We start from the raw sequence: 23636 nt of genomic DNA, 5'->3' as shown, positions 1-23636 counted from the left end.
CTTTCAGACCGGAGGGGGGTGAGGTGCCTTGCGAAACCGGTCCTTTCGCCAGGCGCAATCCTGAATTTGTCATTCCGGGTGGAGAGAATCGATCTTTTCCCTCCGTTGGCGCAGAGCTTCGCCCGCCGTCATGGCAACGGAAACCGCAAGATTTAGCGATCTGGTGCCGGGCATCATCGGGATCAGAAGCCGTGCATCGGCGGAATCGTGGACATTGTCGGGAACGCCTGACGACTCACGCCCGAAGAGCAGAATGTCATTTTCCTGAAACTGATAATCCGTATAGGGGATCGCCGCCTTGGTGGACAGCAATACGATGCGGCGCGTTGCCTGCAGGCGCCAATCATTGAAATGCTGCCAGCCGGCATGGCGGGTGAGGGCGGCCTGCTCCAGATAATCCATGCCGGCGCGCTTCAGGGACCGGTCGGAAATGTCGAATCCGGCAGGCTCGATCAGGTCGACCGCGAAGCCGAGGCAAGCGGCCATACGCAGGATGGTTCCGGTATTGCCGGGAATATCGGGCTGGTAAAGTGCGACGCGCAGTTCCATATGAAGCGGGTAGCCCACAAATCCGATGGCTGCAAGCGTTCAGAATGGTTGCTCATTACGCGTCAACACATCAGTTAGCTGGATCGTGGTCGCAAGAATAATATCACTCTGGCATCACGAAAATATTCCTGTTTTGTTCCCCTTCCGTCTTGGCAATTCCTGCAGGGCCACCTAAAAGGATCACCATGTTCAGATGGTTTGAAAAACGACTCGAAGCCTATCCCGAAGAACCGCCGCGCGAACCCCCGCGCGGACTGGTAGCCTTTTGCCTTTATTACACGCGCGGCGCATGGCCGTGGATCATCGGCATGGCGATCTTCACGACGCTAATCGCAGTGATCGAAGTGTCGCTCTTTGCCTTCATGGGCAATATTGTAGACTGGCTGTCTCATCAGTCACGCGAGACATTCCTGAGCAATGAAGGCTGGCGGCTTGCACTGATTGCGGGTGTCGTTCTGGTTGTCCTGCCGGGCGTGGTGCTGATCCATTCGCTGCTCATCCACCAGACATTGCTCGGCAATTATCCGATGCGCGTGCGCTGGCTGATGCATCGCTACCTGATCCGTCAGTCGATGGCGTTCTTTCAGGACGAATTTGCCGGGCGCATTTCGACCAAGCTGATGCAGACTGCGCTCGCCGTGCGTGAAACGGTGATGAAGCTTCTGGACGTGCTCAACTATGTCATCGTCTATTTCGCGGGCACGCTGTTCATTGCAGCATCTGCGGATCTTATTCTGATGATCCCGTTTGCCGTCTGGCTTGGCGTCTACATCATATTGCTGCGTATCTTCATTCCGCGGCTGCGTGTGATTTCGGAACAGCAGGCCGATGCGCGTTCATCGATGACCGGACGTATTGTCGACAGCTACACCAACATTGCGACGGTCAAGCTTTTCTCGCATTCAAGCCGGGAAGAATCATACGTCCGCGAGAGCCTCGATGGCTTCCTCGGCACTGTGCATCGGCAGATGCGTCTGGTGACGATGTTCCATTTCACCCTTTACATGGCGAATTGCATTCTGCTGTTTGCGGTGGGTGCAATCGGCATCCAGCTCTGGATGAATGAAGCGATTTCGGTTGGTGCCGTAGCTGTTGGCATCGGCCTGGTGCTGCGCCTCAATGGCATGTCGCAGTGGATCATGTGGGAAATGTCCGCCCTGTTCGAAAATATAGGCACGGTTGAAGACGGGATCACGACGATTGCGCGCTCGCATGAAGTTGTGGATGTGCCCCGTGCACCGGCGTTGCAGGTCACCAGAGGCGAGCTCGATTTCGACAAGATCGGCTTCCATTACGGCAAGGGCAAAGGGGTTATCGAAAATCTCACGCTCACCATTCAGCCGGGCCAGAAAGTGGGATTGGTCGGACGCTCCGGTGCTGGTAAATCCACGCTGGTCAATCTGCTCTTGCGCTTCTACGATCTGGAAAAGGGCCGCATTCTGATCGACGGGCAGGATATTTCCAAAGTCACGCAGGATTCGCTGCGCGCCAATATCGGCATGGTGACACAGGATACCTCGCTCCTGCATCGTTCGGTTCGCGAGAACATCATGTATGGACGACCGGATGCGACGGAAGAAATGTTGCAGCAGGCTATCCGGCTGGCGCAGGCCGACCAGTTCATTCCGTTATTGACTGACCTGAAAGGCAGGCAGGGACTGGATGCCCATGTTGGCGAACGCGGCGTCAAACTTTCGGGCGGACAGCGCCAGCGCATCGCCATTGCGCGTGTGATGCTGAAGGATGCGCCGGTCCTCATTCTGGACGAGGCGACATCGGCGCTCGATTCAGAGGTTGAGGCGGCTATTCAGGACAGCCTCAACACCTTGATGGAAGGCAAGACCGTGATTGCGATCGCGCACCGCCTTTCCACCATCGCAGCGCTTGATCGTCTCGTGGTGATGGACAAGGGGCGCATTGTTGAAGATGGCACGCATGAGGAACTTGTGGCGCTCGGCGGCATTTATGCAAGTCTATGGGCCCGCCAGTCCGGCGGCTTCCTCGGTTTCGATGATAATTCCGAGGATGCGTTGATAAAATAAGGACACACGCCATTGATGAAAGCGGTTTACAGCCTGTTCGAACGTTGGGTCGATCCCTTTCGCGAACCGGACAGGCTGAGGCCGCCGTCAACCACGCTCGGCTTTCTCTGGCATTATGCAAGGCAGGTGAAAGGGCCGCTGGCTGCTTCCCTTGTGGTCGGCGGGCTGCTGCCGCTGGTCGAGGCCGGACTGTTCTATTTCACCGGCAGACTGGTCGATATTCTCGACCAGACGGGAAAAGGCGGCGTTGAGCGGAGCTGGTCGGCGCTTTTGCAGGCGGCAGGCCCCGAGCTGCTTTTCATGGGGATCACGGTGCTTGTGATCCGCCTTGTCGTGACGGCGATCAATACGCTGCTCGAAGACCAGACCCTGTCGCCGGGCTTCTACAATATGATCCGCTGGCAGGCGAATTCCTATGTGCTCCGCCAGTCCTATGCATTCTTCCAGAATGATTTCGCCGGGCGGATTGCCACCAAGGTCTGGCAGGCCGGTCAGGCGGCAGGCGACCTCATTGAAAGTCTCATTCAGGTCGTCTGGTTCATGGCGATCTACAGTATTACCACGCTGTTTCTGGTTGGCCGGCTCGACTGGCGGCTGGCGGCAGCCGTGATCCTGTGGATTATCGCTTTCGGTTTCATCGCACGGCGTTATCTGCCGCGCATCCGCAAGAGTGCCGAGGCTTCGGCCGAGGCGGGCTCGATGATTAACGGGCGTATCGTCGACAGCTATTCCAACATCCAGACGATCAAACTCAATACTGCCGACGATGACGAGCGCTATCTGCGTGACGGTTTCGAGCGTTATCTTGGTGCCATTCTCCCCTTCATGCGTTCGCTGACTGGCGTCCGTGTTTCGCTCACCGCGCTTTCCGGCCTGATGATCGTGACGGTTGCGGCAATTGCCATCGATCTGTGGACGCGCGATGCCATCACGGTCGGGCAGGTGTCGTTCACGCTTGGTCTGGTGTTGCGCCTCAACATGCTGCTCGGGCGCCTCATGATGCAGATGAACGGAATGCTGCGCCAGCTCGGACTGATCGAAAATTCCATGCGGCTGGTTTCTGCCCCGCTCGGTCTGGAGGACCGACCCAACGCAAAGCCGTTGCAGGTGACAGAGGCGCGCATCGAGGTTCAGAACGTCACTTTTCACTACGGCAAGGCTGCGGGCGTTCTCGACAACATCAATCTGACCGTGCGCGGTGGCGAGCGGGTCGGCCTCGTCGGTCATTCAGGCGCGGGTAAATCGACCTTCGTGAACCTCATCCTGCGTCTCTACGATGTCGAGAAGGGCGCGATCCTCATAGACGGACAGGACATTCGCGACGTCACCCAGACATCGTTACGCCGCGCCATTGCAGTCGTCAGCCAGGAAACGGCTCTGCTGCACAGATCGTTGCGCGACAACATCATGCTGGCGCGCGACGATGCAACCGATGAAGAATTGCTGCAGGCAGCACGACAGGCCGAGGCCGATGGGTTCATTGCCAATCTGGAGGATTTCCAGGGGCGGCGCTCCTTCGATGCCTTTGTGGGGGAGCGCGGCGTCAAGCTTTCCGGCGGGCAGCGCCAGCGCATTGCGATAGCGCGCGCCATTTTGAAGGATGCACCGATCCTCATTCTCGACGAGGCAACATCCGCACTCGATTCGGAAGTGGAAGCTTCCATTCAGGAGAATCTGCAGCGCCTCATGGACGGCAAGACAGTGATTGCGATCGCCCATCGCCTTTCCACCATTGCAGCGCTCGACCGTCTCATCGTGATGGATCAGGGGCGAATCGTAGAGGAGGGCACGCATGACGAACTTGTTGCCCGTGGCGGCATCTATGCGGGACTTTGGGCCCGCCAGTCCGGTGGTTTCATTGGGCGGAACGGCTAAAGTCGAAAGCTTTGCGTTATCTGTGCTGCATTGTCGGTTTGTTGCGCATTCGTTGAATTGAGCAAGCAAATCCGCCTGCGACATCGTGCCGTCATAAGGGGTTGGTGGCTGGACAAGCGTTTTTTACACGCCTAAACCGGAATGTGAAATGGAGGGAATTTCGTCCTGTGAGCACTTGCGGGACTACTTTTGCGTAAGTGCAAAAGAGGACGAGGGGAGAGTTCAATTGAACATGCAGGTTGAAAAGGAATTGGCACGTGAGCGCACACGACACGGCTGAGCCGACACGGCGTGATTTTTTGTATATTGCGACGGGAATGGCCGGTGTCGTCGGAGTTGGCGGACTGGCCTGGCCGTTTATCGACCAGATGCGTCCGGACGCTTCGACACTCGCGGCTGCGTCCATCGAGGTTGATGTTTCGTCCCTTGCGGAAGGAGCATCATTAACTGTTAAATGGCGTGGTAAGCCGGTTTTCATTCGTAACCGCTCCGCCAAGGAAGTCGAGGACGGCAAGACGACCGTAATCGGTGATCTCAAGGATCCGATTGCACGCAACGCCAACCTTGCGTCGGACGCGCAGGCGACCGATCTCGCCCGCTCGGCAGGCGAAGGCAAGGAAAACTGGCTGGTGATGATCGGCGTATGTACCCATCTGGGTTGCGTGCCGCTTGGTGAGTCCGGTTCTTTCGGTGGCTGGTTCTGCCCATGCCATGGCTCGACCTATGACACTGCCGGTCGTATCCGCAGTGGTCCGGCACCGGAAAACATGCACATCCCGCAATATGCGTTCACTTCCGATACGGTCATCAGGATCGGCTAACAGGTCTTGGGGAGAGAAGAAATGAGTGCTGGACACTCCACATACACGCCGAAGACCGGCATCGAAAAATGGGTGGACGAACGGCTTCCTTTGCCGCGTCTCGTCTATGATTCCTTCGTGGCCTATCCGACGCCGCGTAACCTGAACTACATGTACACCTTCGGTGGCATTTTGAGCTTCATGCTCATTTCGCAGATCCTGACCGGCGTTGTGCTGGCCATGCATTACGCTGCGGATACGGGCATTGCGTTCAACTCCGTCGAGAAGATCATGCGTGACGTCAACTCCGGTTGGCTGTTGCGCTATATGCACTCCAACGGTGCATCGTTCTTCTTCATCGCCGTTTATCTCCACATCGCTCGCGGTCTCTATTACGGCTCCTACAAGGCGCCGCGTGAGCTTCTGTGGATTCTGGGCGTGGTGATCTTCCTTCTCATGATGGCGACTGCCTTCATGGGCTATGTGCTGCCCTGGGGCCAGATGTCCTTCTGGGGTGCCACGGTTATCACCGGCTTCTTCACGGCCTTCCCGATAATCGGCGAACCGATCCAGCAGCTTCTGCTGGGCGGCTTTGCGGTCGACAATCCAACGCTCAACCGCTTCTTCTCGCTGCATTACCTGCTGCCGTTCATGATTGCGGGTGTCGTTATCCTGCACGTCTGGGCGCTGCATGTGACGGGCCAGACCAACCCGACCGGCATTGAAGTGAAATCGAAGACCGATACGCTGTCGTTCACGCCTTATGCGACCATCAAGGACGCTTTCGGCGCGCTCGTCTTCTTCGTCATCTTCGCCTATTTCGTCTTCTACATGCCGAACTTCCTCGGCCATCCGGATAACTATATCCCGGCCGATTCTCTGAAGACGCCTGCTCACATCGTCCCGGAATGGTACTTCCTGCCTTTCTACGCGATGCTGCGCGCCATCACCTTCAACATCGGCCCGATCGACTCGAAGCTCGGCGGCGTTCTGACCATGTTCGGTTCGATCGCGATCCTTTTCGTCGTGCCGTGGCTCGATACGTCGAAGGTTCGTTCGGCTGTCTATCGTCCGTGGTTCAAGCTGTTCTTCTGGTTGTTCGTGATCAACGCCATCTTCCTCGGATGGTTGGGTTCGCGTCCTGCGGAAGGCTCCTACGTCTTCATGGCGCAGCTGGGTACGCTCTACTACTTTGCCTTCTTCATCGTCATCATGCCGGTCATCGGCCTGATCGAAACGCCAAAGCGTTTGCCGAACTCGATCACCGAGGCGGTTTTGGAGAAGAGTGGCAAGGCCGAGATTACCCCAGTGGAAATTAAGGGCTGAACCAGCGAGAGAGATGAAGGACGTAACAATGAAAAACATCCTCAAGAGTTTCGCTGCCTTCGGTATTGCTCCGCTGGTTGCGCTTGGTATCGCCCTGGCTACGATGGGTGGTGCCTCGGCTGAGGAAGGCGGTAATGCCGCGGAGCCGGAACATTTTCCGATCCACCATCCCAAGCAGGAAAAGTGGAGCTTCGCCGGTCCGTTCGGAACCTATGACAAGGGACAGCTTCAGCGCGGCCTGAAGGTCTACAAGGAAGTCTGTTCGGCTTGTCATTCGATGAACCTGGTGGCTTTCCGCACGCTGGAAGGCCTCGGCTACTCGCCGGAACAGGTCAAGGCGCTTGCCGCTGAATATGAAGTGCAGGATGGCCCGAATGCGGATGGCGAGATGTTCACCCGCAAGGCCCTCCCGACTGATCACTTTCCGGCACCGTTCCCGAATGCGGCCGCGGCCGCAGCCTCGAACAACGGCGCAGCGCCTCCGGACTTCTCGCTGATCGCGAAGGCCCGTGGCGTCGAGCGTGGGTTTCCGACCTTCATCTTCGACATATTCACGCAGTATGCCGAAGCTGGTCCGGACTACATTCACGGGCTTTTGACCGGCTACGACGAACAGCCTCCAGCGGGCATGCAGATTGCCGAAGGTACGCATTACAATCCGTACTTCATTTCGGCAAAGGCTCTGGCGATGGCCAAGCCGCTGAGCGACGACCAGGTCACTTATGACGATGGCGCGCCGCAGACGGTGGACCAGTATGCGCGTGACGTTTCGGCTTTCCTGATGTGGGCTGCAGAGCCGCATCTGGAAGATCGCAAGCGCACCGGTTTCCGGGTCATCATATTCCTGATCCTTTTTGCCGGTCTGGTTTATGTTGCCAAGCGTTCGATCTGGTCGAATGTGAAGCACTGACCGGTCAATCCGGATTAAAAAAATGGGCGCCGCGGGCGCCCATTTTTTTGTGGTATGGATGGATGGAAAGCGACCGTTTGGTTCGCTGGAATATCGTTGCCACAATTAAGCCATGAAAATGACGGTGCGTCGCCGCAATGTTCATGGCAGAAACGGGCGGTTTCTTTTGCAATTTGCTCGTTTGAGGGTGTAAAGGAGCTTGGCCCCAACTTTGCCTTGATTAATTTGACCGGCCCAACGGCCGCCTGAAAGGATGGAAAATGGAATCCGGATTTAAAGCCAGCTTGAAGGATGCGATCCGCACCATTCCGGACTATCCAAAGCCAGGCGTCCAGTTCCGTGACGTGACGACGCTTATGGGCGATGCGCAGGCATTTCGCCGTTCTGTCGATGAACTGGTCTATCCCTATGCAGGCAACAAGGTCGACAAGGTTGCGGGCATCGAAGCACGCGGCTTCATCCTTGGCGGCGCTATAGCGCATCAGCTTTCAGCCGGTTTTGTGCCGATCCGCAAGAAGGGCAAGCTGCCGCGCGATACCGTGCGGATTGCCTACAGCCTTGAATATGGCATTGACGAAATGGAAATGCACCGCGATGCGATCGAAAAGGGCGAGCGGATCATTCTGGTCGATGATCTGATCGCCACTGGTGGAACGGCGGAAGCGGCGGCGAAACTTCTGCTTCAGATGGGCGCAGACATTGTCGCGGCCTGCTTCATCATCGATCTGCCCGATCTGGGCGGGCGCAAGAAGCTTGAAGCTCTGGGTGTGCCGGTTCGCACGCTGGTTGCCTTCGAAGGCGATTGAGAATACGAGAAAGCCCGGATAATACTCCGGGCTTTTCTTATTTCAGGCGCCGGTCTTGGGCGGCAGCTTCACCATCGCTGCATTGTCGAAGAACAGCACTTCTTCACCGTTCTGGTTGTAGGCGCTTGTCGTCATGGTCAGCATCGACCAGCCGGGGCGGGAAGCAAGCGGCCGGATGGCATGGACCACACGCTTGTAGGTAATGGTATCTCCGGCATAGACGGGTTTCGACCATTTCAGGTTTTCAAAGCCGGGCGAGGGGCCGAATGTCGGTGGTGTCTCGCCGCGTTTCAGCGCGTCCTTCGTCGCCTCGACGATGGAAGCGACATTGAGCTTCATGAATACTGCCGTGGTATGCCAGCCGGAAGCGCAAAGCCCGCCGAAGACGCTCTTCTTTGCCGCTTCCGCATCCAGATGGAACGGCTGCGGATCGTATTTTCTGGCGAAATCGATGATTTCCTCGGCGGTAAACGTATAGCTGCCGATCACGAGGTTCTGCCCGAGATTTTCTTCCAGGAAACTCATGCTGCACCTCCTGAGGTCGCACCTTCCGGGGCCGCGCTTTCTGGAATCGCATCGTAATCGCGGCGTCCCATCATGCATGGATGCTGCATCTCGCACACGCTTTCGCCGCGCTGATTGAACAACTCATGATGGAACGTTACCAACCCGATTGCCGGGCGTGATTTGGAAATGCGCTTGTCCTTGATGGTCGTCACGCCGTTCAGCGTATCACCGGCAAGCACGGGGCGTTTCCAGCGTGTGAATTCGACGCCGGGGCCGCCCTGCGACGTGGAATTGGTGAGATAGGCATCGCAGACCATGCGCATGATGAGGGAAGTGGTCTGCCATCCCGATGCCGCCAGCCCGCCGAGGACGCTCGCCTTGCCCGCTTCCTCATCGAGATGGAATGGCTGCGGGTCGAATGCGCGGGCAAATTCGATGATTTCTTCCTTGTTGATCGTACGAGGGCCGAAAGGAAGGGTCATTCCCGTTTCCATATCCTCGTAGGCATATTTCGGCAGAGGCTTGCTCACCCTCAATCTCCTCCAAAACTGTTTGTGGAAATGCTCTGTATAATAAAAGGCCGCCGGTTTTCGGCGGCCTGATCGTATCAGGTATTGAAGCGGAACAGCATCACATCGCCGTCATGGACGATGTATTCCTTGCCTTCGTCCCTGGCCTTGCCAGCTTCCTTGGCACCGACTTCACCATTGAACTTGATGTAATCTTCATAGGCGATGGTCTGGGCGCGGATGAAGCCGCGCTCGAAATCGGTATGAATGACACCGGCAGCGCCCGGAGCCTTGGTGCCGCGACGGATGGTCCAGGCGCGGGTTTCCTTCGGGCCTGCCGTGAAATAGGTGATGAGGTCGAGAAGCTTGTAGCCGGCGCGAATGAGACGGTCGAGGCCCGGTTCTTCGAGACCCATGGCGTCGAGATATTCCTTGGCTTCTTCGTCGGCAAGCTGGGCTACTTCTGCTTCAATCGCAGCGGAAATGATGACGCTCTCTGCGCCCTGTTCCGCAGCCATTTTCGCAACGGCCTCGCTATGCTCATTGCCCTTGGCAGCATCGCCTTCGGCAACATTGCAGACATAAAGCACTGGCTTGGAAGTGAGCAGGTTCAGACCCTTGAGGATCAGGAGATCGTCTGGTGCAATGTCTTTCAGCATCAGGCGAACAGGCTTACCATTCTGCAACAGCTCCAGCGCCTGCTCCATGATCGGCAGAACCGTGGTCGCTTCCTTGTCTTTGCTGCTTGCGCGCTTACGGATCTGCACGATGCGGCGCTCAATGCTTTCAAGGTCCGACAGCATCAGTTCCGTTTCAACGGTTTCAGCGTCTGACACAGGGTCGATACGGCCTTCAACGTGGGTGATGTCGTCGTCTTCAAAGCAACGCAGAACATGCACAATGGCATCGACTTCGCGGATATTGGCGAGGAACTGGTTGCCCAGGCCTTCACCCTTGGACGCGCCGCGCACCAGACCCGCAATATCAACGAAGTTGATGCGGGTCGGGATGATTTCCTTCGAGCCTGCGATTTTCGCAATGCCATTCTGGCGCGGATCCGGAACCGCCACTTCGCCGGTGTTCGGCTCGATGGTGCAGAACGGATAGTTTGCGGCCTGTGCAGCGGCCGTTTTGGTCAGCGCGTTGAAAAGGGTCGACTTGCCAACATTTGGCAGACCGACGATGCCGCATTTGAAACCCATGATCGTACCTATCTCGATAGAATATTATTGTTGTGGCTATGCGTCATAGGACCGTGAAGCGTCAAGAGGCGGAGGCGTCGCGCCCCTCGGAATGGCTTAATTTTACGCATTCTCCCACGCAAAACCGCTTCGCACTTTTGCTGGAAATGCTTTAGTCCTTCTTGCCAAGCAGCTTTTTCAGCATTTCAGCCATCGGGCCGCTTTCAGGAATGCCCGGCTTCTTCTGGTTCTGCCGCGCCTGCCGAATATGGCTCTGCGCCTTGGCCTTTGCTTCAGGGGGGGCTTTTTCCACTTGCGCAGGGTCGGCCTTGAAACCGTTGGGGCGCTGATTGCCGTCGCCCATGGCAAGCGCAATGCGGTTCATGAAGCTGTTGTCGTCGCCCGGTTTGGCAAGCAGGCCCACATTGTCGGCGACAGCGCCCAGAAGCGTGTCCAGCCATTCATTGTCGGCCTTGGCGAAGTCGCCGAGGACATAATTATGCACCAGTTCTTTCGCGCCGGGATGGCCTATGCCAAGCCGCATGCGGCGATAATTCTGGCCGCCGGGGAAGGACTGCACATGTGCGTCGATGGATTTGATGCCGTTATGGCCGCCGGAGCCGCCGCCGGTCTTGATGCGCAGCTTGCCCGGAACGAGGTCGAGTTCGTCATAGATGACGACGAGATCGGCAGAGGTGAGCTTGTAGAAGCGCATGGCCTCGCCGACAGACTGGCCCGAGAGGTTCATGAAAGTCTGCGGCTTGATCAGCAGCACTTTCTCGCCGTCGATAACGCCATCGGCGATCTCGGCCTGAAACTTCTTCTGCCAGTTGGAAAAGCGATGGCGGCGGAATATTTCATCCGCCGCCATGAAACCGATATTATGCCGGTTATGCGCATATTTGGGGCCCGGATTGCCAAGACCTGCGATGAGCAGCATGGTTCAGAGCCCCCAAAATGCTGAAAGCGATTATTCGCCGTCCTTGGCTTCTTCTTCTGCAGCGCCTTCCGAAGCAGCTTCTTCCGACTTCAGGCCGGCAGGAGCAGCAATGGTTGCGATGGTGAAGTCGCGATCCTGAATGGCAGCGGTCGCGCCCTTCGGCAGCTTGATTGCCGAAATGTGGACCGAGTCGCCGATTTCAAGGCCGGTCAGGTCGAATTCGAGCGCTTCCGGAATTGCATTGGCCGGAACGATCAGTTCAACGTCGTGACGAACGATGTTGAGAACGCCGCCGCGCTTGATGCCCGGTGCAGCTTCTTCGTTCTTGAAGTGAACAGGAACGTTCACGTGAACGACCGACTTTGCGGAAACGCGCAGGAAGTCGACATGCTGCGGGAAGTCGCGGACTGGGTCCATCTGGTAGTCCTTCGGGAGGACCTGAATCTTCTTGCCGTCTACTTCGATCGTGGCAACAGTGGTCTTAAAGCCACCGCCATGAATCTTGTAGAAGATTTCCTTGTAAGGGACGGCGATTGCGAGGGGCTCCTGCTTGTCGCCATAGATGACTGCAGGAATCTGGCCGTTGCGGCGAAGTTCGCGGGAGGACCCCTTACCAACCCGGCTGCGCAGATCGGCCTTGAGCACGTAAGTCTCGCTCATGGCATTTCCTTTCGATGTTACTGGAGTGTCGTTTGCATCCCCGAAAGGAATCACGCAAACGACATGAAACAGCCCGTATCGTCTGTCACAGGGTGAAAGACCGGACCGCTCCATTCCGCGTTGCCTCCAAGGGTGTCTACGCGGATGGCGGTGGCTATAGACTATAGCGTGCGGCGGTGCAAGTTTTTTGGGCTCGCCTTCGCGCGAAGGCTGACAGGGCCATAGTTGAAAAAATGCTCCCGATGGCCTATATTCGGATCGGTAGCTGAAGCGCGAACTCCAGCTACCGTGTTCTTAGATAAAGAATTGAACCCGCACTGTGGCTCGCCAGCTGGTGCGGGTTTTCTTTATTCTAAGCGTGAATCTAATGGGTATTAACCACATAGAGTTCACCTCCGAATAGAGAGCAAAGCCTATGCCAAGGTCGGAGTGGCTCATCCTCCCCGACGCGCCCGCTGGCTGGTCGCTTGCTGCTTTTGCCCCTGTTCAGATTGCTATCAAAACTTCTGGTTGAAATCTACTGCCCGGCATCTGTGGGCATTTGTCTTAACGGGTGGCAATGGCAGCCGCAAAAGTGTTAAGCGAATGCCTGATCGACCGCAGGCTTGGCCGTGCGAGTCGTCTGTTTCGGTCATTCTCAAACAAGGAGGCGAGATGCAGGTCGGTATCGACATGGGTGCTGTTGCTGGAAGCGGTTCTGCCTCGGCAGCAGCGCTTGGCGGCGGCAAGCAGGCCATGCTTGATCTTGAGGAGCTTCTCGCCACGCGCCTGCTCGTGCAGGGCAATTCCGGCTCTGGCAAGTCGCATCTTTTGCGCCGCCTGCTGGAACAGAGCGCGCAATGGGTGCAGCAGTGCATCGTTGACCCGGAAGGGGACTTTGTCACGCTTGCCGATCTTTACGGCCATGTTGTTGTCGATGCCGCTCGCACCGAAGCCGAATTGACCCGCATTGCCGGACGCATCCGCCAGCACCGTGTTTCGGTGATACTCAATCTCGAAGGCCTCGATGTCGAACAGCAGATGCGCGCGGCTGCGGCTTTTCTCGGTGGCCTGTTCGATGCCGAGCGCGACTATTGGTATCCAATGCTCGTGGTGGTGGATGAGGCGCAGCTTTTTGCGCCCGCCGCCGCTGGCGAAGTGTCGGACGAGGCGCGCAAGCTTTCGCTGGGCGCCATGACCAATCTGATGTGTCGTGGGCGCAAGCGCGGACTGGCCGGTGTCATTGCCACGCAGCGTCTGGCCAAGCTTGCCAAGAACGTGGCTGCAGAAGCTTCCAACTTCCTGATGGGCCGCACATTTCTCGATATCGACATGGCGCGCGCCGCCGATCTTCTCGGCATGGAGCGCAAGCAGGCTGAAATGTTCCGCGATTTGCAGCGTGGACATTTCGTGGCGCTTGGTCCTGCTTTGTCGCGTCGTCCGCTGCCGATCAAGATCGGCAAGGTTGAGACATCGGCACGTTCGTCATCGCCGAAACTGATGCCGCTGCCCGATGCGCCGGAAGATGCGCTCGATCTCATTTTCACGCCTGCACCGCAGGAAATCCGCACTGTTGTGCGCAGGACGCCGCCACCGCCACCGCCGCCATCGACGGCGGAAATTCTGGCGCAGGTAGCCAAGCCCAAACCCGAGGCAGAGCCAGTCGAAGCGCCTCTGTTCCCCGGTATCGTTGAAGTGGAACGCGACGAGCTTCTCGATAAGGTCATGCGCGAGATCGTGGATGACCCTGAAGCCTCTTTCCGGTCCGTGGCCGTTCTCTATCAGGATTTTCTGGTGCGCTGCCGCATTCACCGTGTTCCGGGCGAGCCGCTGGCTTTGCCTGCTTTCCGCCGCAGACTGGCGGTGGCGCAGGCCAGTATCGAAAGCGATGTGGCCAGTGGCGAGACATGGCAGCAGGCGCTGTCGCTGTCGGAAAGCCTCACCGACGATGTGCAGGGCGTGTTCCTGATCGTCGCGCAGGCGGCTGTCACCGGTGCGCCTTGCCCCTCCGATGCGGCGCTGGCGCGCGCCTACGGCACGCATTCGTTCAGCCGCGCGCGGCGTCTGCTGACCTACTTCGAGGAGCGCGGGCTTCTGGTGGTGCGCAATGATTTCAAGGGAATGCGCATCGTCAATTTCCCCGACCTTGCCTGTGAGACCGCTCCGGGCGACCCGAATGCGCCGGATGAGCTGGCAGAAGAAGGCGCTGCGGCTGAATAGAATAAGCTGTTGCCTGTGAAAACTGTCATGAACCTGTAATGATCCTCGCCGACAGCTTGCGATGGGATCATTCAGGATGACAGCGTGACAGAGCCAGTAAAGCAGCCCGATTTCAAAGAACTATTCACAACCTTCGGCAAAGTGGGTCTTCTGTCCTTCGGCGGACCGGCGGCGCAGATTGCCATGCTGCAACGCATCCTTGTGGATGAGAAGAAATGGATGGATCAGGAACGGCTGATCCATGCACTCAATTTCTGCATGTTGTTGCCGGGACCGGAAGCCATGCAGCTCGCGACCTATTCCGGCTGGGCGGTGAAAGGCTGGCGTGGTGGCTTGCTGGCAGGGCTTTTGTTCGTGCTGCCCGGCGCAGCCGTCATGCTTGCTTTGTCGGCGCTTTACATTGCCTTCGGGCATATCGAGGTCGTGGCCGGACTGTTGTTCGGTCTCAAGGCCGCGGTGCTGGCTGTCGTGTTTGAAGCGCTTTATCGCATGGGAAAGCGCACACTGGCCTCTGGTTTCGCCTATGCGGTGGCGATTGCCGCGTTCGTTGCCATTGCGCTTTTGAAGCTGCCGTTTCCGCTCGTCGTGCTGTTGGCGGCGCTTGCCGGTGGTTTGCGGCATCTGGTTCAGGGGCACGGAACCGTGACTATAGTGGGCGAAGCGACGCCCGGCGCCTTGCGCGAATTCACGCGGCAAACGCTCGTCTGGGGCGGGCTCTGGCTCGCGCCGCTCATCCTTCTCTATCTGGCCTTCGGCGGCGCGCATGTTTTCGTGCAGGAAGCGGCCTTTTTCTCAAAGCTTGCCGCTGTGACTTTCGGCGGCGCCTATGCAGCCCTTTCCTATACGGCGCAGCAGGCGGTCGAGCATTTCGGCTGGATGAAACCCGGCGAAATGCTGACCGGGCTGGGCCTAGCCGAAACCACGCCGGGGCCGCTGATCCTCGTGCTGGTCTTTGTCGGTTTCGTCGGGGCTGCGAACCTGTCGGGCCTGCCACCGCTTCTGGGCGGTTTTTTCGGCGGATTGATCGCGCTCTGGTTTACCTTCGTGCCGTGTTTTCTATGGATACTGGCAGGGGCGCCATTCGTGGAGCGGCTGCGTCAGGTGCGCTGGCTGTCGGCCATGCTGGGCGGGATTACGGCTGCAGTCGTCGGCGTAATTGCCAATCTGGCGCTATGGTTCTCGCTGCACGTCCTGTTTTCGCAGGTGATCGAGAAGGCTGTGGGCCCCTTCACATTGCCGCTGCCGGTCTGGAGCACAATAGACAATGCCGCCGTCCTGATCGCAGGTGCGGCGGCATTGTTGCTTGTCGTCTTCAAACTGAACATGCCGCTCGTGCTGTTACTGGCGGCATGTCTCGGAATTGCTATCCGACTAGTGTTTTGATTAGTCGAACAGGCTCGAAACAGATTCTTCCGCTGCCGTACGCGCAATGGCTTCGCCGATCAGATCGGAGATCGAAAGCACGCGGATATTCGGCGCATCGTTGATCGCTGTGGTCGGCTGGATGGAATCGGTGATGACCAGTTCCTTCAGCTTCGACGCAGCGATACGGGCAACCGCGCCGCCGGACAGAACGCCATGCGTAATGTAGGCGGTGACGCTGTTCGCGCCCTTGGCCAGCAGGGCTTCAGCCGCGTTGCAGAGCGTGCCGCCGGAATCGACGATATCGTCGAACAGCAGGCAATCTTTGCCGGCAACGTCGCCGATGACGTTCATGACTTCCGATTCACCCGGACGTTCGCGACGCTTGTCGACGATTGCGAGCTGAGCGTCGATGCGCTTGGCCAATGAGCGGGCACGCACCACGCCACCGACGTCAGGCGAAACGACCATGCAGTTGCCGGTGGCATAGTTGGCCTTCACGTCGCGGGCGATGACGGGAACGGCATAGAGATTGTCGGTCGGGATATCGAAGAAGCCCTGAATCTGACCTGCGTGAAGATCGAGGGTCAAAACGCGGTTTGCACCGGCTTCGGTGATCAGGTTTGAAACCAGCTTTGCCGAGATCGGCGTGCGCGGGCCGGGCTTGCGGTCCTGACGGGCATAGCCGAAATAGGGCAGGACGGCGGTGATGCGACGTGCCGAGGAGCGGCGGAAGGCGTCGATCATGATGAGCAGTTCCATCAGGTGATCGTTTGCCGGATAGGAAGTTGATTGCAGAACGAATACGTCTTCGCCGCGCACGTTTTCCTGAATCTCTACGAAGATTTCCTGATCGGCGAAGCGACGGACGCTGGCCTTGCCGAGCGGAATGTTGAGATATTGAGCAACGGATTCGGCAAGAACCCGGTTGGAGTTGCCTGCGAAAAGTTTCATTCTTTTGCCTCTGACGCCGATGCGGTCGCGGTTTGCAGTTTGGTTCTGTCGCAACAGTCCGCCGGAACGGACTTAATCTCTTAAAAACTTTAAGCTGCATACTGTCGGGCGGTGGCCAAGTAGTGCAGCTTGCAAGGTTTTCTTTCGGATGTGGGGCCTATTGCAAAGAGTCACCGTCATTGCAAGGCCCTCGGGAACACAATTGCTGTTAAAAGCCCGGTTTTCCGGCTTTCCCACAGTAGGCAAACATGATTCAGCAAAAGATTTCAGTCTTTTGCTGCCAAAGCAGCTTTCTATGCGCGATTTGCCGCAAGCCAGGTGGAATATTCCTGCATGGTGCGGTCGGCAATTGCCTGCATTGCGGATGCGGGAACAACGCTCCATGAGTCTGCGGCCGCACCTGGAACTTTCTCCTGCCCCTGTATCCGGTGAAGACGGTTGCCGGAAGCATCCAGCACGTCCCAGACGTAGAGCACGGTGGTCTGGTTATCTTCCGACAGAACGGAGAAATAGCCCTTCATCACATAGGCAGCACTCGGGTCGTTGTTGCCCGCAAGCTCAATGCCCTTTGTCTTGGCATCATCATTCATGCGATGTGTGAGAGGTGTCACCACATTCACAGGCGCGCCGACAATCGGAGCGATATGCAATTTGCCCGGCTTGAGCGCCGCACTGCGTTGCGGTGCCGCTGGAGCGGTTATTGGCGTGGTTGTTGCAGGCGCTGTTCCGGTCGCAGCCGGGGTTGTTCCCGCAGGCTGCGCTGGTGCAGTGCCCGGTGTCGTCGCTGGCGTAGCGGTTTGGCCAGAACTCTGATTGCTGCCCTGTACGTTCAGAGCGGATTCGGTGCTGTTGCAGGCGGCAAGCAGGCTCGTAAGCGCTCCGGCAAGCAACAGCATCGTTGAAAGACGTGCCTTGTTCATGTTCGGCTTCATGCTCCTGAAGGCGCAGTTTCTCTGCGATAGGGCATTTTCAGTTTGAAATAGTCTATCGATCTTTCCCGACGTGCATCTCATCCGAAAACCGCTTCGCACTTTTCGGGATGCACTTGTGGCAGTTTTATCGCCGATTGCGCCTCATTTGACAATCATATCAAGAGAATGGCGGGATAATGGCTGAGCCGCGCCATTTGTTGTGAGATAAGTCTGCCCCAGCGTCATTGCGGTCTGCGTATCGGAATCCGTGATGATCATGTGTGCGAACAAAGTCATGTCGGGCTGGATGCTTTCCGGATTTCCGGCATAGAACATCTGCGGGTCCATCCAGGATGGGGTGAAGCGCGCACCCACCGAATAGCCGCAAGCATTGAGACGGTGACGGGTGAGGCCATGCGCTTCCATGGTCCGCGCATGGGCGTCGAAGACGTCGCCGAATGTCGAGGCGGGCGTCATTGCGGCTTCCACGGCTTCCAGTGCCTCACGTGCGGCTGCATAGAGCTCCAGGTGATGTGTGGTCGGTTTTCCGACGACGAGCGTGCGCATCATCGGCGCATGGTAATGCCGGAAGACGCCCGACCATTCGAGCGTAAGCTGGTCGTTCTTGTTCAGCTTGCGCCGACCGGATTTGTAGCGGCAGAGCAGGGCATCTTCGCCCGAGCCGATGATGTATTCATTTGCAGGATAATCGCCGTCGCCAGCGAAATTGGCGCTCATCATCGCAGCCAGAATATCGGCCTCGTTCGCCCCGCCTTTGGTCAGCTTTATGGCAGCGTCGAGCGCATCGTCGCTGAGTTCGGCAGCGCGCCTGGCATAGGCGATTTCCGCAGGGCTCTTCAGCAGGCGCAGGCGATCCACCATGCCGGATGCATCATAAAGCTTCGCGAAGCTCTGTAGCTGCTCGTCCAGCTTGCGAGCATTGGCGCCAGTGAGACCGTGCGTCTGGTATTCGATCCCGATCCGGGTGCCGAGAAGGTCGAGCTCCGTCAGGATATTGCGCAGGTCAGAGGCCGGATTGGCATTGTCGCGGTCGGTCCAGACGACGATGTTCTCGATGTTCGACGTGTGGCGCGCCTGCCGCAGATCGGCAGAACGCGTCATCAGCACCATCGAACCGTCGGCCTTCACCACAAGGCACTGGAAGAAGCAGAAACCGAATGTGTCATAGCCGGTCAGCCAATACATGCTCTCCTGTGCGAACAGCAGAAGCGCATCCAGCTTTTCCTCCTCCATCTTCAAGATCAGACGGTCGCGACGTGCGGCGAATTCTTCCGGCTCGAAGTGAAGGGCCATGCGGTTCTCCCTATTCTTTGATGATGGCTATCGCTGCAATCTGGCGCCCGTAGTCGGGTTCGTTGCGATGGGTGGTGCGCCGGTAGGAATAGAACTGTTCCTCATCGGCATAGGTGCACTGGCGAAGAGATTCTGCCCGCACGCCAGCCTTTGTCAGCCGGTCGGTGATGAATGTCCACAGATCGAACAGCTTGTGCTCCGGCTTATCGGAAGGCCGGAAATAGGTGATGTAGGCAGGATCCCTGCCGATGAATTCGGCATAGAATTCGGGTCCAACTTCGTAGTTTTTTGGTCCGATGGTCGGGCCGAGAACGGCAACGATATTCTCGCGCTTCGCTCCGAGGTCGATCATGGCTTCAATGGTATTTTCGAGAACGCCGCTGAAAGCGCCACGCCAACCGGCATGGGCCGAGCCGATGATTCCGGCTTCGTGATCCGCAAACAGAACGGGTCCGCAATCGGCAGACAGGGCACCAATGGCGATGCCCGGCACATTTGTGACCATTGCATCGGCCTTCGGACGCGGGCTTCCCAATGGTTCCGTAACGCGGAGGACGTCGGGCGAGTGAATCTGATGAACGGTCACGAGATGATCGGGCGCAACGCCAAGATTTTGGGCGACGCGGCGGCGATTCTCCGCGACCTTTTCCGGCACATCGTTCGAACCGCTGCCGACATTCAGGCCCGTATAGATGCCATCGGAAACGCCGCCCTTGCGGGTGAAAAAGCCATGCGCGATCCGCTTCCCGTTTTGTCCGACGGGCTTTTCAAGGAGAGGCGAGCGGAGCGGTTGCGGCATATCGGTCATGGCATTCTCTCTTAAAACGGCAGGATGGTGGGGGAGGCGGAACAGCTTGTCAATCGAAGCTTTCTGAAGGGAAAGGCATCACTTGGCTTCAAAAGGGTAGAGGCGCGTCTGACGGTCACTCAATGCGAGAACCTTGAACAAGGTTCCCATTTGATCGGGGGCGGCCAGTCTTTCGACGTCCTGCCGGAGTTTTTCCTGAAACGCTGCATCCTTGCCCGAGCCGAGCCGTCCGGCACGATCGAGAAGGCCCATTGCGAGCAGAAACTCACCCTGTGTCATCATTCCGGTCTTGCAGCCGCTGGCCCGTGCGGTCTTTTCCAGAATGTCGAAATCGACATGGCTGGTCAGATCGGCTTTGCCCGGATTGGCGAACACATCGTCGTAAGCATGTTTGAGCATGGCTTGCAGCGTATCGCCGAAGCCGGCTTCGAGATGGCCGTAGTCGATGTTGAGCGCTGCGCCGCGCGTGGTCGCGATACGTTGCGCAATTTCCTGCAACAGTGCGGTCCGCGCCGGGGCTGCCTCGAAGACCGTGCCTTCAGGCGCTTGCGCATGGTCTTTCGGCAGGCGAGCTGGGTCGATACCGCCCGCACCACTGACGAAATGGAACTCGTCGCGTTCATCAAGCGCTATCAGCCGTTCCACGAAACGCCCGTTGGACTTGACGAACTGCCGGAACGGAATGGCATCGAACAGCTCGTTGGTGACGAGGATCAATGGGCCATTGGAAGTATCGGCGGGAATATCGGAAAAGCGTTCGAACCAGTCGATCTTCGCGCCGGTATCGGACAGTTTCTCCTTTTGCCTTTCAACAAGGCGCGGGCTCGTTTCGACCATGGCGACATGTGCATGGTCCAGCATTTGTGGGGCGAGCCTGCCGATCGTGCGCAGCATATCGCTCATCAGCGTGCCGCGACCGGGGCCGATTTCGCAAAGCACGATATTGTCCGGGCGTCCCAGCGCGTCCCATTCGCTGACGCACCAGATGCCGATCAGTTCGCCGAACATCTGGCTGATTTCCGGCGCTGTGATGAAATCGCCGTCACGCCCAAAAGGTTCGCGCGTTGTGTAATAGCCCGCCTCGCGATCACCGAGGCAGGCTGCCATAAAATCGGCAACGCTGATCGGCCCGGAGGTGGCGATCAGACGTTTCAGCCGGTCTTTCAGCGATGCTTCAGGCATCTTTCGCCGCTGCACGGTTGGCACGCCACATGGCCCAAAGCCCGATCAGCACCATTGGCACCGAAAGCACCATGCCCATGGTCAGCCACCCGCCGAAGAGATAGCCAAGCTGGGCATCCGGTTCGCGGAAGAATTCGACCACGATACGGCTGAGACCATAGCCGGTCACGAATGCGCCTGCGATGAAACCGGGCTTCTTCAGTTTGCGCCCGACCCAGACCAGAAGGAACAGAACGAAGAACAGGACAAAGCCTTCGAGGAACGCTTCGTAAAGCTGGCTTGGGTGGCGCGGCAGCGGGCCGCCATTGGGAAAATAGACCGCCCAAGGCACATCGCTGACGCGGCCCCAAAGTTCCGAATTGATGAAATTGGCAACGCGCACCACGCCAAGCCCGACCGGAACACCGGCGGCAATCGTGTCGAACATGCTCCAGACCTTGATGCCGCGCGAGCGGGCAAACAGGATCATGGCGATGGTAGTGCCGAGAATGCCGCCATGAAACGACATGCCGCCATCCCAGACAGCCGGAATGGCAAGCGGATTGGAGATATAATAGGAGAAATTATAGAAGAGCACATAGCCGATACGGCCACCGAGCACGACGCCGAGCGCTGCCCAGATCACGAAATCGTCGAGCGCTTCCGGTGCCATTGGCGGCTGGTTATGCGCCCAGAGGCGATGGCTGCGCAGGAGCTTCTTGCCATACCACCAGGCAAACATGATGCCGACAACATAGCCGAGGCCATACCAGTGCACCGCCAGCGGCCCGATCTGGAAAATCACCGGATCGATATTTGGGAAGGCGAGCGCCGATGCGGGCAGCAACGTCTCAATCATGAAATCACTCCATTTTGTGACGGAACATGCTGGACCGGCCCATTATGGTCAAGCTGTTCTCGCCTGCTGCAAATCGCGTTTTCTGTGCTTCCGGTGCTGATGTACCCTTAAGGCAGCCTTAAGTACATTCGCCTCCGGTTCCCGCAGATGGCTATTTTCGCGAGGTCCATGATTATTGATTCAAATACGCCGAACCCGATCACTTTCTATAGCTGCGCTTGCATCGGAACTGAGACGGCCCTATTTCAAATTTATGTTTTCAACAGGTCTATCCTGGAAATAAGGAATGATTGCCATGACCAGCGGACAGAACCGGGTTCTCGATGAACTCGCCAAGCTTGTGACGGATGCGGCAGGCGCTGCGCAAGGCGTGCGCCGCGAAGTGGAAACGGCCTTGCGTTCGCAAGGAGAACGCGTGCTGAACACGCTCGACGTGGTACAGCGCGAAGACTTCGAAGCCGTTCGTGAAATGGCGATCAAGGCACGTGCGGAAAACAGCGCGTTGCTGGCAAGAATCGAAGCTCTGGAAGCACGTCTTGCCAAATTCGAAGTTGATTCTGATGCCAAAACGGCGAAATCAGCTTCATCTTCGGCAAAACCCAAAAATAATCCCTGAATATTTATTAACAGGCCATAAGTGGCAAAAACCCTTGTCTTAGAGTCGGTTAAGGCAAGGGTCGCGACCGGTCCCTCGTATATTTCCACATGCTTTCACGGCTCTTTGTTCAAAAGGGGCTGGCGTTCAGATTCAGCATCAATAGACTGAAAACACTACATGATTCGTAACGCGGTCATGTAGGCGGCGGCGAGGGGCTCAGTGTCAGGTTTCGCGTCTTTCAGGCTGCTTTCCAGTATCAGTTGCGTATGTGCGTGTGCCATTGGGGCGCTTGCATGCCGTCGTGCATGCCGGTTCCTCGACCGATCAATTCGTGCCTGTTTCCCTGCGCTTGTTCTTGCGCGGTCTCAGGTGCGGGCGAGCAATAACTTGCGCGCCGGGAATTAGGAAGCATCTGGGGGCAGATGGTTCCCAGAACAGGAAACGGACATGAGCCTTCTTGAGCTTGAATTCGCACGTGAGGCACATCCGGTGGATGTGATCGAACAGGTCGCGCATTCAAACGACTGGACGTTCGAGCGGACTGGCGACGACGAAATTGCAATCTCGGTTGCGGGCAACTGGACTGACTATCATATCTCGTTTTCCTGGATGGAGGATTTCGAGGCACTGCATCTGGCCTGCGCATTCGACATCAAGGTGGCCGAGCCACGTGTGAATGAAGTGATGCGCCTGCTGTCGCTCATCAATGAAAAGCTTCTGATGGGGCATTTCGATCTCTGGCAGCAGGAAGGCGCCATCATGTATCGCCAGTCGCTGTTGCTGGCAGGCGGTGCAGAACCGACGAGCCGTCAGGTTGAAGTGCTGCTGTCGGCAGCACTCGAAGCTTGCGAAGCCTATTTCCAGGCCTTCCAGTTTGTGGTCTGGTCGGGCGTCACGGCGCGCGAAGCGCTTGAATGCGTGGTGTTCGAGACGGTCGGTCGCGCCTGAGTGCAGCATTAGCAATTTAGCCCGGCGCACCGCGCCGGGTTTTCTGCGGATATGGGGATGATGAAATGAGCGAAGCAACCACAATTAGCTGGGCGGATTTTGAAAAGGTCGATATCCGCAGCGGAACCATCGTGGAAGCCGTGCCATTTCCCGAAGCGCGCAAGCCCGCCTTCAAGCTGAAGATCGATTTCGGCGAAAAGATCGGCATCAAGAAATCGTCAGCCCAGATCACCAGGCACTACACGCCGGAGCAACTGATCGGCAAACAGATCATGGCTGTGGTGAATTTTCCGCCACGGCAGATCGGTCCATTCATGTCGGAAGTGCTGACACTTGGCATGCCGGATGAAGACGGCGAAGTGGTTCTCGCGGCAATCGACAAGCCAGTGCCGAATGGCGGCAGGCTCTATTAGAGCG

Annotated in this window: 23 protein-coding genes; 11 read left to right on the top strand and 12 right to left on the bottom strand. The window is 57.5% G+C overall.

Annotation, left to right across the window (positions count from 1 at the left end):
• Window positions 1–69: 69 nt before the first annotated feature.
• Window positions 70–549 (bottom strand): tRNA (cytidine(34)-2'-O)-methyltransferase, encoded by a 480-nt coding sequence (locus CQZ93_RS09525; protein ID WP_105543251.1) that lies wholly within the window; start codon window positions 547–549, stop codon window positions 70–72.
• A 185-nt stretch (window positions 550–734) separates the two neighbouring features.
• Between CQZ93_RS09525 and CQZ93_RS09520 the strand changes: the two genes are divergently transcribed.
• From CQZ93_RS09520 to CQZ93_RS09495, 6 genes are all read left to right on the top strand, one after another.
• Window positions 735–2591: an ABC transporter ATP-binding protein gene (locus CQZ93_RS09520; protein ID WP_105542349.1), complete on the top strand. Its 1857-nt coding sequence runs from the start codon at window positions 735–737 to the stop codon at window positions 2589–2591.
• Between the two features lie 15 nt (window positions 2592–2606).
• Complete coding sequence (locus CQZ93_RS09515; protein ID WP_105542348.1) at window positions 2607–4466, top strand: ABC transporter ATP-binding protein; 1860 nt, start codon at window positions 2607–2609, stop codon at window positions 4464–4466.
• Between the two features lie 257 nt (window positions 4467–4723).
• On the top strand, window positions 4724–5287 hold the full coding sequence (gene petA / locus CQZ93_RS09510) for a ubiquinol-cytochrome c reductase iron-sulfur subunit (protein WP_105542347.1): 564 nt from the start codon (window positions 4724–4726) through the stop codon (window positions 5285–5287).
• Between the two features lie 21 nt (window positions 5288–5308).
• Window positions 5309–6592, top strand: a complete 1284-nt coding sequence (locus CQZ93_RS09505; protein WP_105542346.1) for a cytochrome b — start codon at window positions 5309–5311, stop codon at window positions 6590–6592.
• 28 nt (window positions 6593–6620) lie between these two features.
• Window positions 6621–7502: a cytochrome c1 gene (locus tag CQZ93_RS09500; RefSeq protein ID WP_181153330.1), complete on the top strand. Its 882-nt coding sequence runs from the start codon at window positions 6621–6623 to the stop codon at window positions 7500–7502.
• Between the two features lie 260 nt (window positions 7503–7762).
• The gene (locus CQZ93_RS09495; protein WP_061345912.1) at window positions 7763–8308 is read left to right on the top strand and encodes an adenine phosphoribosyltransferase; all 546 of its coding nucleotides are present in this window, start codon (window positions 7763–7765) and stop codon (window positions 8306–8308) included.
• 42 nt (window positions 8309–8350) lie between these two features.
• Here CQZ93_RS09495 and CQZ93_RS09490 read toward each other — a convergent pair whose 3' ends face one another.
• The 5 genes from CQZ93_RS09490 to CQZ93_RS09470 all read right to left on the bottom strand — a co-directional run bounded on the left by CQZ93_RS09490 (window position 8351) and on the right by CQZ93_RS09470 (window position 12105).
• Window positions 8351–8833: a MaoC family dehydratase gene (locus CQZ93_RS09490; protein ID WP_105542344.1), complete on the bottom strand. Its 483-nt coding sequence runs from the start codon at window positions 8831–8833 to the stop codon at window positions 8351–8353.
• Window positions 8830–9345, bottom strand: a complete 516-nt coding sequence (locus CQZ93_RS09485) for a MaoC family dehydratase (RefSeq protein WP_105542343.1) — start codon at window positions 9343–9345, stop codon at window positions 8830–8832. Before CQZ93_RS09485 ends, CQZ93_RS09490 begins: the two co-directional genes overlap by 4 nt.
• A gap of 77 nt (window positions 9346–9422) precedes the next feature.
• A complete protein-coding gene (gene ychF / locus CQZ93_RS09480) occupies window positions 9423–10526 on the bottom strand; it encodes a redox-regulated ATPase YchF (protein ID WP_105542342.1) in 1104 nt (367 codons plus the stop codon).
• A 151-nt stretch (window positions 10527–10677) separates the two neighbouring features.
• On the bottom strand, window positions 10678–11445 hold the full coding sequence (gene pth / locus CQZ93_RS09475; RefSeq protein WP_105542341.1) for an aminoacyl-tRNA hydrolase: 768 nt from the start codon (window positions 11443–11445) through the stop codon (window positions 10678–10680).
• A gap of 30 nt (window positions 11446–11475) precedes the next feature.
• Window positions 11476–12105, bottom strand: coding sequence for a 50S ribosomal protein L25/general stress protein Ctc (locus CQZ93_RS09470; RefSeq protein WP_105542340.1), 630 nt, complete (start codon window positions 12103–12105; stop codon window positions 11476–11478).
• A 654-nt stretch (window positions 12106–12759) separates the two neighbouring features.
• On the opposite strand from CQZ93_RS09470, the gene CQZ93_RS09465 reads away from it, so the two are divergent.
• Window positions 12760–14304, top strand: a complete 1545-nt coding sequence (locus tag CQZ93_RS09465; RefSeq protein WP_105542339.1) for an ATP-binding protein — start codon at window positions 12760–12762, stop codon at window positions 14302–14304.
• An 84-nt stretch (window positions 14305–14388) separates the two neighbouring features.
• Window positions 14389–15687, top strand: coding sequence for a chromate efflux transporter (chrA, locus tag CQZ93_RS09460; RefSeq protein ID WP_105542338.1), 1299 nt, complete (start codon window positions 14389–14391; stop codon window positions 15685–15687).
• On the opposite strand, the gene CQZ93_RS09455 is transcribed toward chrA, so the two are convergent.
• From CQZ93_RS09455 to lgt, 6 genes are all read right to left on the bottom strand, one after another.
• Window positions 15688–16620, bottom strand: coding sequence for a ribose-phosphate pyrophosphokinase (locus CQZ93_RS09455; protein WP_105542337.1), 933 nt, complete (start codon window positions 16618–16620; stop codon window positions 15688–15690). It lies immediately after the preceding gene.
• 293 nt (window positions 16621–16913) lie between these two features.
• Window positions 16914–17552, bottom strand: a complete 639-nt coding sequence (locus CQZ93_RS09450) for a hypothetical protein (RefSeq protein WP_105542336.1) — start codon at window positions 17550–17552, stop codon at window positions 16914–16916.
• Window positions 17553–17693: 141 nt separating this feature from the next.
• Window positions 17694–18845: a M24 family metallopeptidase gene (locus CQZ93_RS09445; protein WP_105542335.1), complete on the bottom strand. Its 1152-nt coding sequence runs from the start codon at window positions 18843–18845 to the stop codon at window positions 17694–17696.
• Window positions 18846–18855: 10 nt separating this feature from the next.
• Complete coding sequence (pgeF, locus tag CQZ93_RS09440; protein ID WP_105542334.1) at window positions 18856–19653, bottom strand: peptidoglycan editing factor PgeF; 798 nt, start codon at window positions 19651–19653, stop codon at window positions 18856–18858.
• Between the two features lie 78 nt (window positions 19654–19731).
• Window positions 19732–20835 carry a class I SAM-dependent methyltransferase gene (locus tag CQZ93_RS09435; protein ID WP_105542333.1) on the bottom strand — a complete coding sequence of 368 codons (1104 nt, stop codon included), beginning with the start codon at window positions 20833–20835 and terminating at the stop codon, window positions 19732–19734.
• Complete coding sequence (lgt, locus tag CQZ93_RS09430; RefSeq protein WP_105542332.1) at window positions 20828–21673, bottom strand: prolipoprotein diacylglyceryl transferase; 846 nt, start codon at window positions 21671–21673, stop codon at window positions 20828–20830. The genes CQZ93_RS09435 and lgt overlap by 8 nt, the downstream gene beginning before the upstream one ends.
• A 295-nt stretch (window positions 21674–21968) precedes the next feature.
• Between lgt and CQZ93_RS09425 the strand changes: the two genes are divergently transcribed.
• The 3 genes from CQZ93_RS09425 (at window position 21969) to CQZ93_RS09415 (ending at window position 23632) form a co-directional block, all read left to right on the top strand.
• Window positions 21969–22289, top strand: coding sequence for an accessory factor UbiK family protein (locus CQZ93_RS09425; protein ID WP_105543250.1), 321 nt, complete (start codon window positions 21969–21971; stop codon window positions 22287–22289).
• A gap of 429 nt (window positions 22290–22718) precedes the next feature.
• The gene (locus tag CQZ93_RS09420) at window positions 22719–23219 is read left to right on the top strand and encodes a type III secretion system chaperone family protein (protein ID WP_010659627.1); all 501 of its coding nucleotides are present in this window, start codon (window positions 22719–22721) and stop codon (window positions 23217–23219) included.
• A gap of 65 nt (window positions 23220–23284) precedes the next feature.
• Window positions 23285–23632 carry a tRNA-binding protein gene (locus tag CQZ93_RS09415; protein WP_105542331.1) on the top strand — a complete coding sequence of 116 codons (348 nt, stop codon included), beginning with the start codon at window positions 23285–23287 and terminating at the stop codon, window positions 23630–23632.
• Window positions 23633–23636: the final 4 nt, after the last annotated feature.

It is taken from the genome of Ochrobactrum vermis (assembly GCF_002975205.1).
Lineage (GTDB): Bacteria > Pseudomonadota > Alphaproteobacteria > Rhizobiales > Rhizobiaceae > Brucella > Brucella vermis.
Note: the sequence above shows the minus strand (reverse complement) of the source record. Positions and strands in the feature narration are given on the sequence as shown.

Bases quoted from the DNA above. Each gene is read 5' to 3' on its own strand.
- CQZ93_RS09505 (WP_105542346.1), top strand. From the start codon at position 5,309: ATGAGTGCTGGACACTCCACATACACGCCGAAGACCGGCATCGAAAAA.
- pth (WP_105542341.1), bottom strand. From the start codon at position 11,445: ATGCTGCTCATCGCAGGTCTTGGCAATCCGGGCCCCAAATATGCGCAT.
- CQZ93_RS09495 (WP_061345912.1), top strand. From the start codon at position 7,763: ATGGAATCCGGATTTAAAGCCAGCTTGAAGGATGCGATCCGCACCATT.
- CQZ93_RS09455 (WP_105542337.1), bottom strand. From the start codon at position 16,620: ATGAAACTTTTCGCAGGCAACTCCAACCGGGTTCTTGCCGAATCCGTT.
- CQZ93_RS09525 (WP_105543251.1), bottom strand. From the start codon at position 549: ATGGAACTGCGCGTCGCACTTTACCAGCCCGATATTCCCGGCAATACC.
- CQZ93_RS09425 (WP_105543250.1), top strand. From the start codon at position 21,969: ATGACCAGCGGACAGAACCGGGTTCTCGATGAACTCGCCAAGCTTGTG.
- CQZ93_RS09445 (WP_105542335.1), bottom strand. From the start codon at position 18,845: ATGGCCCTTCACTTCGAGCCGGAAGAATTCGCCGCACGTCGCGACCGT.
- CQZ93_RS09500 (WP_181153330.1), top strand. From the start codon at position 6,621: ATGAAAAACATCCTCAAGAGTTTCGCTGCCTTCGGTATTGCTCCGCTG.
- CQZ93_RS09515 (WP_105542348.1), top strand. From the start codon at position 2,607: ATGAAAGCGGTTTACAGCCTGTTCGAACGTTGGGTCGATCCCTTTCGC.
- CQZ93_RS09415 (WP_105542331.1), top strand. From the start codon at position 23,285: ATGAGCGAAGCAACCACAATTAGCTGGGCGGATTTTGAAAAGGTCGAT.
- CQZ93_RS09520 (WP_105542349.1), top strand. From the start codon at position 735: ATGTTCAGATGGTTTGAAAAACGACTCGAAGCCTATCCCGAAGAACCG.
- lgt (WP_105542332.1), bottom strand. From the start codon at position 21,673: ATGATTGAGACGTTGCTGCCCGCATCGGCGCTCGCCTTCCCAAATATC.
- CQZ93_RS09470 (WP_105542340.1), bottom strand. From the start codon at position 12,105: ATGAGCGAGACTTACGTGCTCAAGGCCGATCTGCGCAGCCGGGTTGGT.
- CQZ93_RS09435 (WP_105542333.1), bottom strand. From the start codon at position 20,835: ATGCCTGAAGCATCGCTGAAAGACCGGCTGAAACGTCTGATCGCCACC.
- CQZ93_RS09490 (WP_105542344.1), bottom strand. From the start codon at position 8,833: ATGAGTTTCCTGGAAGAAAATCTCGGGCAGAACCTCGTGATCGGCAGC.
- CQZ93_RS09420 (WP_010659627.1), top strand. From the start codon at position 22,719: ATGAGCCTTCTTGAGCTTGAATTCGCACGTGAGGCACATCCGGTGGAT.
- CQZ93_RS09465 (WP_105542339.1), top strand. From the start codon at position 12,760: ATGCAGGTCGGTATCGACATGGGTGCTGTTGCTGGAAGCGGTTCTGCC.
- pgeF (WP_105542334.1), bottom strand. From the start codon at position 19,653: ATGACCGATATGCCGCAACCGCTCCGCTCGCCTCTCCTTGAAAAGCCC.
- CQZ93_RS09450 (WP_105542336.1), bottom strand. From the start codon at position 17,552: ATGAAGCCGAACATGAACAAGGCACGTCTTTCAACGATGCTGTTGCTT.
- ychF (WP_105542342.1), bottom strand. From the start codon at position 10,526: ATGGGTTTCAAATGCGGCATCGTCGGTCTGCCAAATGTTGGCAAGTCG.